General features: G+C 70.2%; 16 protein-coding genes and 1 riboswitch. Of the genes, 5 read left to right on the forward strand and 11 right to left on the reverse strand.

Translation table 11 applies throughout. From position 1 onward, the window contains the following. Nucleotide 1 precedes the first annotated feature (1 nt). From ABVN73_RS11410 to ABVN73_RS11425, 4 genes are all read right to left on the reverse strand, one after another. Nucleotides 2-1,819 (reverse strand): putative nucleotidyltransferase substrate binding domain-containing protein, encoded by a 1,818-nt coding sequence (locus ABVN73_RS11410; protein ID WP_353858092.1) that lies wholly within the window; start codon nt 1,817-1,819, stop codon nt 2-4. Between the two features lie 118 nt (nt 1,820-1,937). Next, nucleotides 1,938-3,659: a cation acetate symporter gene (locus ABVN73_RS11415; RefSeq protein WP_353858093.1), complete on the reverse strand. Its 1,722-nt coding sequence runs from the start codon at nt 3,657-3,659 to the stop codon at nt 1,938-1,940. Beyond that, nucleotides 3,659-3,961, reverse strand: a complete 303-nt coding sequence (locus tag ABVN73_RS11420) for a DUF485 domain-containing protein (RefSeq protein WP_109070658.1) — start codon at nt 3,959-3,961, stop codon at nt 3,659-3,661. The genes ABVN73_RS11415 and ABVN73_RS11420 overlap by 1 nt, the downstream gene beginning before the upstream one ends. Nucleotides 3,962-4,179: 218 nt before the next feature. Then, complete coding sequence (locus ABVN73_RS11425) at nt 4,180-4,704, reverse strand: DUF1178 family protein (RefSeq protein WP_353858094.1); 525 nt, start codon at nt 4,702-4,704, stop codon at nt 4,180-4,182. 131 nt (nt 4,705-4,835) lie between these two features. Here ABVN73_RS11425 and ABVN73_RS11430 point away from each other — a divergent pair, with 131 nt between their 5' ends. Together ABVN73_RS11430 and ABVN73_RS11435 are read left to right on the forward strand one after the other, a co-directional pair. Next, nucleotides 4,836-5,456, forward strand: coding sequence for a methyltransferase domain-containing protein (locus ABVN73_RS11430; RefSeq protein WP_353858095.1), 621 nt, complete (start codon nt 4,836-4,838; stop codon nt 5,454-5,456). Between the two features lie 102 nt (nt 5,457-5,558). Further along, nucleotides 5,559-5,668, forward strand: a riboswitch (yybP-ykoY riboswitch). A gap of 82 nt (nt 5,669-5,750) precedes the next feature. Beyond that, entirely contained in the window at nt 5,751-6,329 is a 579-nt protein-coding gene (locus ABVN73_RS11435) for a manganese efflux pump MntP family protein (RefSeq protein WP_353858096.1), read from the forward strand. 39 nt (nt 6,330-6,368) lie between these two features. Here the strand turns inward: ABVN73_RS11435 and ABVN73_RS11440 are convergent, their stop codons facing one another. From ABVN73_RS11440 to ABVN73_RS11455, 4 genes are all read right to left on the reverse strand, one after another. Continuing rightward, nucleotides 6,369-7,205 (reverse strand): carbon-nitrogen hydrolase family protein, encoded by an 837-nt coding sequence (locus tag ABVN73_RS11440; RefSeq protein ID WP_353858097.1) that lies wholly within the window; start codon nt 7,203-7,205, stop codon nt 6,369-6,371. Continuing rightward, on the reverse strand, nt 7,202-7,465 hold the full coding sequence (gene grxC, locus ABVN73_RS11445; RefSeq protein WP_353858098.1) for a glutaredoxin 3: 264 nt from the start codon (nt 7,463-7,465) through the stop codon (nt 7,202-7,204). The genes ABVN73_RS11440 and grxC overlap by 4 nt, the downstream gene beginning before the upstream one ends. Nucleotides 7,466-7,554: 89 nt before the next feature. After that, on the reverse strand, nt 7,555-8,298 hold the full coding sequence (locus ABVN73_RS11450; protein ID WP_353858099.1) for a ComF family protein: 744 nt from the start codon (nt 8,296-8,298) through the stop codon (nt 7,555-7,557). Between the two features lie 25 nt (nt 8,299-8,323). Then, nucleotides 8,324-8,626 (reverse strand): flagellar biosynthetic protein FliQ, encoded by a 303-nt coding sequence (locus ABVN73_RS11455; protein WP_353858100.1) that lies wholly within the window; start codon nt 8,624-8,626, stop codon nt 8,324-8,326. A gap of 56 nt (nt 8,627-8,682) precedes the next feature. On the opposite strand from ABVN73_RS11455, the gene ABVN73_RS11460 reads away from it, so the two are divergent. Continuing rightward, nucleotides 8,683-9,594: a methyltransferase domain-containing protein gene (locus ABVN73_RS11460; RefSeq protein WP_353858101.1), complete on the forward strand. Its 912-nt coding sequence runs from the start codon at nt 8,683-8,685 to the stop codon at nt 9,592-9,594. A 36-nt stretch (nt 9,595-9,630) separates the two neighbouring features. On the opposite strand, the gene ABVN73_RS11465 is transcribed toward ABVN73_RS11460, so the two are convergent. The 3 genes from ABVN73_RS11465 to ABVN73_RS11475 form a co-directional block, all read right to left on the reverse strand. Next, nucleotides 9,631-10,398 (reverse strand): sulfite exporter TauE/SafE family protein, encoded by a 768-nt coding sequence (locus ABVN73_RS11465; protein ID WP_353858102.1) that lies wholly within the window; start codon nt 10,396-10,398, stop codon nt 9,631-9,633. A gap of 151 nt (nt 10,399-10,549) precedes the next feature. Further along, the gene (locus tag ABVN73_RS11470) at nt 10,550-11,155 is read right to left on the reverse strand and encodes a hypothetical protein (RefSeq protein ID WP_353858103.1); all 606 of its coding nucleotides are present in this window, start codon (nt 11,153-11,155) and stop codon (nt 10,550-10,552) included. Between the two features lie 83 nt (nt 11,156-11,238). Further along, nucleotides 11,239-11,385, reverse strand: coding sequence for a hypothetical protein (locus tag ABVN73_RS11475; RefSeq protein ID WP_353858104.1), 147 nt, complete (start codon nt 11,383-11,385; stop codon nt 11,239-11,241). Nucleotides 11,386-11,491: 106 nt separating this feature from the next. Between ABVN73_RS11475 and ABVN73_RS11480 the strand changes: the two genes are divergently transcribed. Further along, the gene (locus ABVN73_RS11480; protein ID WP_353858105.1) at nt 11,492-12,055 is read left to right on the forward strand and encodes an ankyrin repeat domain-containing protein; all 564 of its coding nucleotides are present in this window, start codon (nt 11,492-11,494) and stop codon (nt 12,053-12,055) included. A 7-nt stretch (nt 12,056-12,062) separates the two neighbouring features. Beyond that, nucleotides 12,063-13,070, forward strand: a complete 1,008-nt coding sequence (locus tag ABVN73_RS11485) for a cobalamin biosynthesis protein (protein ID WP_353858106.1) — start codon at nt 12,063-12,065, stop codon at nt 13,068-13,070. The last annotated feature ends 196 nt before the right edge of the window (nt 13,071-13,266 follow it).

The following is a 13,266-nucleotide window of genomic DNA, read 5'->3' on the forward strand; positions in this document are numbered from 1 at the left end:
GTCAGTGGTTCAGGTGGAAGTGGTAGGCGAGCAGTTCCTTGAACTTCTTCACCAGCGCCAGACAGTCCTTGAACTGGTCGCGGTCGAGCTTGCCCAGGGAGTCCGTGCGGACGAGGTTGTCGGTCTGGGTGCCGGACGCGCTGCCGTCCAGCCCGGCCTTCAGCCGCAGCGTGGACAGGAAGGTGAAGGCGTCGGCCAGCTCGCCCGCCACGCCGCGGTCCAGCACGCCTTGGTCGGCGAGCGCCCAGATGCGTTCGGTCGTGTTGGTCTCCGTCCTGTGCTTCTCCAACGCCAGCGCGCGGACGCCGTGGACGATGGGGAAGATGCCCGCCTTCTTGATGTCCACCGCCTCGCTGCGGCGACGCTCGAACAGCCCGCCGAACAGGCCCGACGGGGTGTCGAAGGCCAGCGCCGGACGGGCGAAGGCGGTGAAGAACATCTGGTTGTCCTGCAGCCGGCCGAGCAGGTAGCCCTTCGCCTCGGCCAGCAGGGCGGCGTCCCCGGCCACCGCCGCCGCGTCGTAGAAGATGGCGAGGTTCATCTGCGCCGCCTCGTCGGGGCGGTGGATCCAGTGGAAGAGGGAATCCTTGTAGTGCGCCAGCGGGCGCGTCCAGTCCGGGTTGGAGACCATGATGCGCCCCGGGCAGGGCGGGTAGCCGAACGCCACCAGATGGCGGGTGAAGGCGTCGGTCACCTGGGACAGCGTCGGGCAGTCGTAGCCGTCGCGCAGGATCAGCCCGTTGTCCTGGTCGGTCTTCAGAAGCTGCTCGCCGCGCCCCTCGCTGCCCATGACGATCAGGCAGGCGTTGGCCAGCAGGTCGGGTGGCGCCAGCAGCTCGAACAGGCGGCGGAAGATCTTGCGGTTCAGCTCGGTCACGAGGTCGGCGATGAAGGACACCTTGACGCCCGTGCCGTGCAGCGTGCGGATCAGCCCGACGATGTCCTGGCTGGCCCGGCCCAGATCCTCCGGCGTGGCGGCGCGGTCGACCTTCAGCGCGACGACCTGGGAATGGTTGGACAGGACGGCCAGCAGGTCGGTCTGCTCCAGAAGGCCGGCGACCGCGCCCTGCTCGGTGATGACCAGACGGCGCACCGAATGCTTGGTCATCAGGATCAGCGCGTTGAACAGCAGGTCGTCGCGGTCCAGCGCCAGCAGCTCGTAGCGGGCGAGCGGCCCGACCGGGCTGTCCACCGGGCGCCCCTCCAGCACCACGAGATCGCGCAGGTCGGTGCCGGTCAGGATGCCGACGCGGCCCCCGTTTCCTGGATCGCCGTCGCGGACCAGCACGCTGCTCGCCTGGTTGCGCTTCATCGCCGCCGCCGCGTCGCGCAGGGACGCCCCGGCCTCGACGAAGACCGGCGGGTGGAGATAGGCCTGCCGGATGCGCGCCATGGTCAGCGCGGCGGTCTCGCGGTTGGACCGTTCGTTGGCCAGCGCGCTCAGCCGGTCGGCGAAGCCCTGCTGGATCACCGCGCCGAAGGCGGCGTTCTCATGCGCCAGTTCGAGAAGGATCGGACGGGGCACCAGATCGCACAGCGTGTCCTCCGCCGCGACGAAGCTGCGCGCCTGCCCGTCGGAGAACAGCGCCTGGAGGTCGAAGCTGTCGTGGGCGCCGTGCACCGCCACCACCTCGCCGCCGCGGCGTTCATGGACCAGCCCCTGCCGCACCACGAACAGGCAATCCGCCGGCTCGTCCCGGCTCAGGATCACCCCGTCCCGCGCGTAGACGCCGAGGTCGAGCGCCGCGGCGAGCCGCTGCCGCTGCTCCGGCGTCAGGCGGTCGAAGGGGGAGACGGAGAAATCGAAGGCGTCGGACAAAACCCGCTCCACGAACCGGTGGGGTGAATAAAAAAGGCGCCCCAAGACCGCGGTCTTGAGGCGCCTTGAAGATTACACCAGCCCCTTCATCTGCGGAAGGCGGGTGCGACCATTCGCATTAGTGAGCGGAAGCCCCTTCGGCGCCCAGGCCGGTCTGCGACCGGATGTACTGGGCCTTGTAAGCCTCGCGCTCGTCCTGCGCGGCCTTGCTGTTGTCGGTGATCGAGAAGAACCAGATCGCCAGGAACGACAGCGGGATGGTGAAGACGCCCGGGTTGTCGTACGGGAAGAGGGCGGCCGGGTTGCCCAGCACCGACTTCCACACGGTCGGGCCCAGGATCAGCAGCGTCACCGAGGAGATCAGGCCGATCCAGCCGCCGAGAACGGCGCCACGGGTGGTCATCCGGCTCCAGAACATCGACATCAGCAGAACCGGGAAGTTCGCCGAGGCCGCGATCACGAAGGCGAGGCCGACCATGAAGGCCACGTTCTGGTTCTCGAAGGCGATGCCGAGGAAGATCGAGACGATGCCGATGACCACGGTGGTGATCTTCGACACGCGGATCTCGTCATGCTCCGACGCGCGGCCCTTGGCGATCACCGAGGCGTACAGGTCGTGCGACACGGCCGAGGCGCCGGCCAGCGTCAGGCCCGCGACCACCGCGAGGATCGTGGCGAAGGCCACCGCCGAGATGAAGCCGAAGAACAGGTCGCCGCCCACCGCGTGCGCGGTGTGGATGGCCGCCATGTTGGAGCCGCCGATGATCATCGACGGGTTGGGCTTGCCGCCTGCCGCCGCCAGCTTGGCCGCGTCGAGGAACGGATAGGTGTTGGTGACGGGATCCGGGGCCAGCAGCAGCACGATGGCGCCGAAGCCGATGATGAAGGTCAGGATGTAGAAGTAGCCGATGAAGCCGGTGGCGTAGAACACCGACTTGCGGGCCTCCTTGGCGTCCGACACCGTGAAGAAGCGCATCAGGATGTGCGGCAGGCCGGCGGTGCCGAACATCAGCGCCATGCCCAGCGAGATCGCCGAGACCGGGTCGGTGATGAGGGCGCCCGGCGCCATGATGCCGGTCGCCTTCGGGTGGACCTGCACGGCCGTGGAGAACATCGCCTCCGGGCTGAAGCCGAACTTGGCGAGCACCGCGAAGGCCATGAAGGAGGCGCCCGACAGCAGCAGCACGGCCTTGATGATCTGCACCCAGGTGGTGGCGAGCATGCCGCCGAAGGTCACGTAGGCGATCATCAGGACGCCGACGATCACCACCGCCCACAGGTAGTCCATGCCGAACAGCAGCTGGATCAGCTTGCCGGCGCCGACCATCTGGGCGATCAGGTAGAAGGTCACCGTGGCGAGCGAGCCGCAGGCGGCCATCGTGCGCATCGGGGTCTGCTGGAAGCGGTAGGAGGCGACGTCGGCGAAGGTGTACTTGCCGAGGTTGCGCAGGCGCTCAGCGACCAGGAACAGGATGATCGGCCAGCCGACCAGCCAGCCCACCGAGAAGATCAGGCCGTCGAAGCCGGAGGTGTAGACGAGGCCGGCGATGCCGAGGAAGGAGGCCGCCGACATGTAGTCGCCGGCGATGGCAAGGCCGTTCTGGAAGCCGGTGATGCCGCCGCCCGCGGCGTAGAAGTCCTTCGCCGACTTCGTGCGGCGCGCCGCCCAGTAGGTGATGCCGAGCGTGGCCAGCACGAAGACCAGGAACATGACGATCGCCGAGAAATTCGTCGCCTGCTTCTGGACCGCGCCTTCGACCGCCGCCGCGTGCACCGACGCGGGGATGAGCGCGCCGGCCGCGACGGCCGCGACGCCCACACGATTGACCAGCGAACGCATCACTTCGACTCCTCCATGATCTGCCGGTTCAGCTCATCGAACTCGCCGTTCGCCCGGTGCACGTAGATTCCGGTCAGGATGAAGGCCGAGATGATGGTGAAGAGGCCGACGGGGATACCCCAGGTGGTCACGCCGTTGCCGATCGGGGTACCCAGGAACCCCTTGCCGAAGGCGACCAGCAGGATGAAGCCGAAGTAGATGACGAGCATGGCGATCGAAAGCGTCCACGCGAATGCGCTACGCTTCTGCACCAGCTCCTGAAACTTGGGATTCGCGAGAATCCTCTGAGCGTTTTCTTTCATAGTGCGTCCCCTCGCGAGTGCCGAGCGATTTTTGCAAGGTCATATTAGACACTCGGACCATATGGTCTTTGTAACGAACTATCCCGTCAACAACTTTGATGCAGGCCAACCGCTAAAAAGCGCCTTGACGCAGCCCGCGGCCGTTGTTCCGGAGGTTCGTTCACTAACCCATGGCAGCGAAAGGGCGATGGGGGCACGAAATATTGTGAAGCCTGGGCTTAAGAATTGGTGCGCGGAAGCCAAGGTATGCGACCAAAAGTCACACCTTCCTCCTTCAACTCCTCCGCTTCCTTGTCGGTGGCCTCGCCGTAGATTCCGCGCGGATCGGTTTCGCCATAATGGATGCGCCGCGCCTCTTCGGCGAAGCGGTTCCCGACGTAATCGCAATTCGTTTCAACCGTGCGGCGAATTTCCGTCAATTGACGCATGACCTCCGCCGCGAAGCGCTCGCGCAGTTCCGCCGGAACGGACGGGGTCGCGGTCGCCGGGGAAACGGCGGGGGCCGCCGCGCCGCCGCCCGCCGCGGGCACAGCCTCCGGCGCGCCGCCCTCCCGGGCCGCGTCGTCCCTGGCGTGGCCCCCCTTGGCGATGCGCGGGGCCATGGGGGCCTTGGTGATGTGCGTGTCGCCGCAGACCGGGCAGGCGATGGCTTTGGCGGCGGCCTGCGTCTCGTAGGCGTCGCCGTTGCGGAACCAGGCTTCGAACCGGTGGTCGGCCGTGCATTTCAGAACGAAGAGGATCATGTCCCCGTCGGATGCTCCAGGATGAGAAGAACGGATGGTCATGATATACGGTCGGTGACCGGTTGCCAGTTCAGCACGACCCCGGCGTCGCGGTCAAACACGCGTCACGAACGAGCGGGAGCGTCCGTCCCTTGTCCACACCGTCCACCACCGGATCGCCGCAAGCCGGATCGCCGCACGCCGCGATCAGCCCGCCCTCTCCCTGGGTCGCGCGTTTCGCGCCGCTGGTGCGGGCGGGCGGCCCGGTCCTCGATCTCGCCTGCGGGTCGGGACGGCACCTGCGGCTGTTCCGGTCGCGCAACCATCCGGTGGTCGGGCTGGACCGCGACCTGCGCGGGGTGGCCGACCTCTCGGGGGCGGCGGGGGTGGAGCTGGTGGAGGCCGATCTGGAAAACGGGGCGCCGGTGCCGCTGCTGCGCGACCGCCGCTTCGCCGCGATCGTGGTGACCAACTACCTGCACCGCCCGCTGTTCCCGGCCATCCTCGACGCCCTGGAGCCGGGCGGCCTTCTCCTTTATGAGACCTTCGCCCTGGGCAACGCCCGTTTCGGCCGCCCCGCCTCGCCCGCCTTCCTGCTGCGCAGCGGCGAGCTTCTGGAGATGGCGCGCGGGCGTCTCCAGGTCGTCGCCTACGAGCATGGCGAGGTCGCGTCACCCAAGGCCGCGGTGGTGCAGCGGCTGTGCGCGGTCAAGGACCTGGAGGCCGGAAGCGGCCTGGACGGCGACCCGGAGCCCCGACCGCTTCCCGGTTGATGGCCGCTTGATGGCCGCCTGACCACCGCGCGCCGTCGAACATTACAAATAATTCAACATCTGTTCATATGAATTGACGCTTGAAAACGGGGTCGCTAGGGTCCGCCCGCGTTTTTGGGGAGTAACCGTCCTTCGCCACGCCGCGAAGGAGCCTGCGTCAACAAACTCGGTCCGGGCGACCGTGGCGCAGACGGCACCGGCGAAGCCGGGCTTGGTGAGACCAACGGCGCGACGTCCCGGAGGGCCATGGGACCGTCGCGCCGTCGGTCCGTCTTGGCCCAGGGGATTCCCGGTTTGACCGCAACCACTCTTCTGCTTCTCGGCTTCAGCCTGTCGGTGGACGCCTTCGCCGCGGCCGTCGGCAAGGGCGCGGCGAGCGAGCGCGCGCGGCTGGTCGACGCGCTCCGCGTCGGCGCCTATTTCGGTTTCTTCGAAGCCGTCACCCCGGCCCTGGGCTGGATGGTCGGCATCGCCGTCAGCGCCTGGATCGCCAGCGTCGACCATTGGGTCGCCTTCGGGCTGCTCGCCCTGGTCGGCGGCAACATGATCCGCCAGGGCATGAGGACGGAGGCCGCGCCGGAATCCGGGGAACAACCGGCGCGCAAGGGTCAGCTCGGCCCCATGCAGCTCGTCCTCACCGCGCTGGCGACCAGCATCGACGCCAGCGCGGTCGGCGTCAGCCTCGCCGTGGTCGACGTGAACATCGTCCAGGCCTGCGTCATCATCGGTCTGGTGACCGCGGTCATGGCCTTCGGCGGCGTGCTGATCGGGCGCAAGGCCGGTCCGCTGCTCGGCCGCAAGGCGGAGATTCTCGGCGGTCTCGCCCTGCTCGGCATCGGCACCAAGATCCTGGTCGAGCACACGCTGCTCTGACCTCTCCCGGCGGCGCCCCGCCCGCTCGGAAGGCCCCCGTCAGAAGCCGACCCGGTCGAGCGTGAAGGTCCGGTCATGGGTGAGGGCCGGCACCATGCGGCGGGCCTCCTCGACGCGGTCCATGTCCAGTTCCGCCAGGACGAAGCCCACCGCCTCCTCGGCGTCGGCCAGCACCTCGCCCCAGGGGGCGACGATCAGGGAATGGCCGTAGGTCAGCCGTCCCTGGTCGTGGCTGCCGGTCTGGGCCGGGGCCAGGACGAAGCAGCCCGTCTCGATGGCGCGGGCGCGCAGCAGCGTGTGCCAGTGCGCCCGCCCGGTCGGGACCGTGAAGGCCGCCGGCACCGTCAGGATCGACGCCCCCGCCTGGGCCAGCGCCCGGTAGAGATAGGCGAAGCGCAGGTCGTAGCAGACGGTCATGCCGACCCCGCCCCACGGCGTGGCGGCCAGGACCGCGCGGTCGCCGGGCCGGAAGGTCGCGGACTCGCGGTAGCTCTCCCCGCCCTTCAGGTCGACGTCGAACATGTGGAGCTTGTCGTAATGGGCGACGGCCCGCCCCTCGGCGTCGAACAGATAGCTGCGGTTGGCCACCCGCCCGTCGTCGAGCAGGACGCCCAGCGTCCCGGCGAGCAGCCAGGCCCCGGTCTCCCGCGCCAGGTCGGCGAAGAAGGGGATCGCCGGATGCTCGTCGGCCGTCCTCACCCGTTCCAGCACCTTGGCGCGGCCCTGCACGATCATGCTGACATTCTCGGGCAGGGCGATGAAGTCCGCTCCGGCGTCGCGCGCCCGGCGGACCAGATCGCCCGCCGCCTGAAGGTTCGGAAGGATTTCCGTGCCCGCGTTGACCTGGACGCAGGCAGCCTTCAGGACGCCGCTCATCCCCCGATTCCCAGGATGGGGTCGAGCTTGCCGGCACGGTCCAGCGCGTGAATGTCGTCGGAGCCGCCGTAGGGCTTCCCGTCGATGAAGATCTGCGGAACCGTCATGCGCCCCTCGGCCCGCTGCACCATCTCCTCGCGGCGGCCCGGCTGCATGTAGAGGTCGATCTCCTCATACGCCACCCCCTTGCTGTCGAGCAGACGCTTGGCGCGCGAGCAATAGGGGCAGAAGGGCGTGGTGTAGATGACGACGTCGGCCATGCGGAGGGCTCCTTGGCTGTTTTGAACGGTTATAAGATCAACCGCCGCACGGCGTCACCCGTTACGTTTTCATGGCTCACGTTCCCGGCTCACGTCTTGACGACGCGCGCCAGGGTCAGCGCGTCCACCCGCTCCGCCCCGGCGCGCAGCAGCACCCGCGCGCATTCCGACAGGGTGGCGCCGGTGGTCAGCACGTCGTCGACCAGCACGATCCGCTTTCCCGTCACCCGCGCCTCCAGCCCCGGCCGGACCGCGAAGGCGCCCTTGACGTTCCGCCGCCGCCCCGAGCGGTCGAGCCCGCCCTGCGACGGGGTGGAGCGGCGGCGGACCAGAAGGTCGGGAACCACCGGGCGCCCGGCCTGCCGCCCCGCCGCCTGGGCGAGCAGGGCCGCCTGGTTGTAGCGGCGCCGGAACAGCCGCAGCCGGTGCAGCGGCACCGGGGCCAGCAGATCGGCGTCGGCCAGCAGTTCCGCCCCGGCGCGGGCCAGCCACGCGCCATAGGCCCCGGCGGCGTGGATGCGGTCGCCGTGCTTGAAGCCGAGGACCAGCGGGCGGCTGCCGTCGTCGTAGGCCAGGACGGCGCGGGCGCGGGCGAAGAGCGGCGGCTCGGCGATGCAGGCGCCGCACAGCGGCTCGCCCTCCAGCGCGAACTCGAAGGGCGTGCCGCAACAGGCGCAGAGCGGGGGCGCGATGAAGCTCAGACCGCTCCAGCACGGCGCGCAGAGGCCGCCCTGCCGGTCCACCGCCCCGCCGCAGCACAGGCAGCGCGGCGGCAGCAGCGTGTCGAGAATCCCCGTCCAGAGGCTGGTCGCCAACCGCTGCGGAAAGGCCATGGCGGCGCGCCCCCCTCAGTCCAGGTCAGTTCAGGCCGGCGATGCGGTCGAAGATCACGAAGGTGTAGTCGCGCAGCGCGATGTAGATGGCCGGGCCGGTGATGAACAGGATCGCCAGCGTCGCGAAGATCTTGAGGTCCTGCTGCAGCGTCGATTCGTTGATGTTGGTCGCCTGCTGGAAGATGGTCAGCACCATGCCGAGCACCGTGGTGACGACGAGGACCGGGGTGGTGATCTTGATGATGACGATCAGCGCCTCGTAAGTGGCGCCGATGGCTTCCTCGATGCCCATGGCAAGCTCCCGCAGGTTCGGGGCCGACCATAGCACGGCCCCGCCCTTTCGCCGATGGTTGTAGCCCGCCGGGGCTGGGCTATATTGCGGGCATGACCACGCCCGACAGCATGACCGTCTTCGACCGCGCGCTCGTCCGCCGCCGCCGCGACCGCGCCGTCCCCGCCTTTGCCGAGCACGCCTTCCTGTTCGAGGAGGTGGCCGAACGCCTCGTCGACCGGTTGGAGGACGTGGCCCGGCCCTTTCCCACCGTGCTCGACCTCGGCGCCCACGACGGGGTGATGGGGCGGACGCTGCGCGGGCGCAAGGGCGTCGAGACGCTGGTCGCCTGCGACCTCTCCCCCGGCTTCGCCCGGCGGGCGGGTCCGCTGGCCGTTGCCGCCGACGAGGAGCTGCTGCCCTTCGTGCCGGAGACCTTCGACCTCGTGGTCAGCAACCTCAGCCTCCACTGGGTCAACGATCTGCCGGGGGCCCTGGTCCAGGTGCGGCAGGCGCTGAAGCCCGACGGCTTCTTCTGCGCGGCCATGCTGGGCGGGGAAACGCTGCTGGAGCTGCGCCGCTGCCTGTACGAGGCGGAGATGGAGGTGGCCGGCGGCGTGTCGCCCCGCGTGTCGCCCTTCGCCGAGATCCGCGACGTCGGCGGGCTGATGCAGCGCGCCGGCTTCGCCCTGCCGGTGGTGGACAGCGACGTCATCACCGTCACCTACAGCGACGCCTTCCGGCTGATGCGCGACCTGCGCGGCATGGGCGAGACCAACGCCGTCCTGGCCCGCCGCAAGGTGCCGGCCACCCGCGCCCTGCTGTTCGACGCCGCCCGCCGCTACGCCGAGCGCTACGCCGAGCCGGACGGGCGCATCGAGGCGACCTTCCAGATCCTCTATCTGGCCGGCTGGTCGCCGCACGAGAGCCAGCAGCAGCCGCTGAAGCCCGGCTGCGGCGAGGTCCCGCTGGGCGAGGCGCTCAAGGGGGCGGCGCTCAAGGGGGCGGCGGAGAAGGGTCCGTAATCCGGAGCGGGGCGGGATCGACCGCGGTCCGCAGCCTCACCCGATCATCCGGATCGCCATCCAGCCCAGCACCCCGGCGTTCACCACCATGATGACCGGTGCCGCCCGCGCCACCGCGGAGCGCCACGTGCGCCCCGCGAGATGGCCGGCGAGGCCGACCGCCAGCAGGCTCGGCAGGGTGCCCAGCGCGAAGGCCGCCATGCCCAGCGCCCCGGTCAGCGCGCTGCCGCTCGCCGCGGCCACCGCCACCGCGCCGTAGAGAAGACCGCAGGGGATGAAGCCCAACGCCAGCCCCAGCCCATAGCCGCGCCAGCCCGTGGGGTTGCCGAACAGAGGGCGGGCCAGCCGGGACACCCGGTCGCCCCACCAGCGCTGCACCGCGCCGTCGAGCTTCGGCACCCAGGCGGTCAGGCCCTTCACCGCGTAGCCGAGGAAGAACAGCGCCGCGAAGGCCAGCAGCGCCACCGACAGCCATTTCAATCCCGGCAGCGCCCCGACATGGCCGGCGACCGCCGCCGCCGCCGCGCCGATCAGCGTGTAGGTGGTGCCGCGTCCCAGATGGTAGGGCAGCACCGCCGCCCCGGCCAGCCGGTGGAACTCGCTCATCCGCGAAGCCGGGACCTGCTCCAGCCGGGCGGTGACCTGGGCCAGAACGAAGGGGCCGCACATGCCCGCGCAGTGAGTCGATCCCCCGACCAGCCCGGCGGTCAGCAGCGCGACCAGCAGCCCGCCGTCGCGGTCGATGACGATGGCGCACTGGTTGAGGCCGGCTTCGAGAAGCGTCAGAGCCGAATGGGCGTCCACGGCGGACCTCCGGTTGGAAGACCGCCCGTGTATAGGGGAAGCCCGCCGTGAAGGCCATGACCTGGGTCAACGGGCCCTGGGTCAACGGGTCCTGGGTCAACGGGTCCTGGGTCAACGGGCTCCGTCCCGCGCCGGCTCGGGCCTGCAGGGTTCAGGTCTCGGAGCCGGACTGCGCCACCTCGTGCACCTCCACCGGCTGGGCGGCGTGGCGGTTCATGATCTCCAGCGCCTGCTGCTCGCGCCCGGCGTCGGCCAGATTGACCCACAGCAGGATGCCGCCCTTGTCGAGGTGCTGGAGCATCGGCTCGTTGCGCTTGTCGGTCAGCCAGTTCGACATGACCGAGCCCATGGCGCCGCCGCCCACGCCCGCCGCCGCCGCCGCGGCGGCCGCCGCCAGGGCGGTGCCGCCGGTGGCCAGGACGGCGCCGGTCGCCAGGATCGCCCCGACATAGGCCGGGAAGCCCACCGCCACGCCCTTCACGCTGCCGACATCCTCGGGCGAGACGTAGGCTTGGCGCGGCGCGTCGGGGTCGTGGGCGATGTCCTCCGCCCGCTGCGGCACATGGCCGAGATGGTCGCGGATGGTCTCGTCGTTGGCGAGCACGCTCAGCTCGTGACGCTGGAAGCCGGCGAGGGTCAGCTCGTCGACGACCTTCTGCAGGGCGTCGCGGCTGGCGAAGATGCCCACGGCCTCGCGCACGGCGCCACGCAGATGGCCGCCGGAGCGGTTCGCGTTCACATCACTTTCGAAGGTCATGGCGGTCTTCCCCTGTTGCGCTTCCCGGTTGAGCTTCAACCATGGGCGCCAAGCGGAGGTTCCCGGCGGCAGGCCACGCGGCGTCAGGGCTTTCCCGCGGCGGGGGGCGGGGTCACCACGCCGCGCGGCTCCGGCATGGTGCCGAGGAACCACCACAGGCCCAGCGCGATCAGCGCGGCCTTCACCGCCAGGAACAGGGCGATGTGTCGGGCGAGCGGGTTGCGGACCATGGGCGGCTCCATTGCAGCGGGTCGCCGTCGCCAAACCGGGCCAAACTGGATAGTATCCCCGGCCGAAAGACGGATCACACACACGGATCGCACAAAAGGACGCGCCATGAAACGGCTGCTGTTGCTCAGTCTGCTGGCCCTCGGCCTGACCGCCCCCGCCGCCGCTCCGGTCCTGGCCCAGATCAACCTTCTGGAAGGCCCCTCCATGGTCAAGGCGGTGACGTCCAACGACGCCAGCGCGCTGCGGCTGCTGCTGCTGAAGGGGGAGAATCCGAATCAGGTCGACGCCAGCGGACGGCCCGTCCTGCTGCTGGCCATCGGCAACGGCCATCCGGAGCTGGTGCGGCTTCTGCTGGACGGCGGGGCCAACCCCAACCGCGCCGACAAGTCCGGCAACACCCCGCTGCACTACGCGGTGGAGGCCGACGCGCCGGAGGCGGTGGACCTTCTTCTGGCCAAGGGCGCCAAGGTCGACCAGGACAACCGCCAGGGCATCACCCCGCTGATGACCGCGGCGCGCTTCGGCCGCGTCGATCTGGTGGAGCGGCTTCTGAAGGCCGGGGCGCAGGCCGACCGCACCGATTTCACCGGCCGCACGACGCTGAGCTGGGCGCAGGACAGCCGCAACGCCCGCGTGGCGAACCTGCTGCGCCAGGCCGGCGCGCGCTGAGGCCGCGATGGGCGACGCCCCGCTCTCCGCCCTCCTCGGCGCCGCCCCCCTGAACGGTCCCGGGCCGCTGTTCCTGCTGCTGCTGGCCCTGGCCATCGACGCCGCCGCGGGCGACCGGATCGGACGCGTCCTGCCCGACCCGGCGGCGCTGGCGCAACGACTCTGCGCCTGGGCCGACCGGCGGCTGAACCGGGTGGAGCGCGGCAAGACCGCCCGCCTGCTGCGCGGCGCCCTGGTCGTGCTGGCGCTCGTGCTGGCCGCCGTCGCCGTCGGCCTGATCGTCGAGCGGATCGGCGCGCAGAGCCGCGGCTGGCTGCTGGAACTGGCGGTGATCCTCGCCACCCTGCGCGGGCGCAGCGCCTGGGCGCGGGTGCGCGCGGTGGCCCGCGCCCTGGACACGGGCGGCGTCGCCCCGGCGCGGGAGGCCGTCGCCCCCCTCACCCGCCGCCACGCCTTCAGCCTAGACGAGCACGGCATCGCCCGCGCCGCCATCGAGGCCGCCGCCAAGGGCTTCGCCCGCAAGCTGGTGGCCCCGGTCTTCGGCTACGCCCTGCTGGGCGTGCCCGGCCTGCTGGTCTGGGCGGTGGTGGACGGCGCCGACACCGCGCTGGGCCACGCCGGCGTGCGGCACGAGCGCTTCGGCCAGACCGCGGCGCGGCTGGACGACGCGCTGAACGCCATCCCGGCGCGGCTGGCCGCGGTTCTCCTGGCGCTGGCCGCGCCCTTCGCCGGCGCGAACGCCGGCGGCGCCTTCCGCACGATGATGCGGGACGGCGGCAAGGCGGCCTCGCTCAACATGGGCTGGCCGACCGCCGCCATGGCCGGCGCGCTGGGTCTGGCGCTGGGCGGGCCGCACCGCGACGGCGGCGTGGTCATCACCGAAGCCTGGATCGGCGAGGGCCGGGCGCGGGCCACCGCCGCCGACATCGGGCGGGCGCTGGCGGTCTACGCCGTGGCGGGGCTGATCCTGGCCCTGCTGGTGGCGCTGCTGCTGTGGGGGATCGCGGGGCTGTAAAGCGCGGGTGCGGGGGACAAGACTTCACACGGATTGCACGGATTTCTATTTATTCGTCCACCGCCATCCCTGGTGCCTCGCACAAGAGAAGCTGGATTCCGATACATATTATTTAAAAAAATCCGTGAAATCCTTGCGTCGATCCATGAAATCCGTGTGAAGTCTTGCCCGCCACGCCGCGACCCGCGCAAGAAAA

This window comes from Azospirillum formosense, assembly GCF_040500525.1.
Classification (GTDB): domain Bacteria; phylum Pseudomonadota; class Alphaproteobacteria; order Azospirillales; family Azospirillaceae; genus Azospirillum; species Azospirillum formosense_A.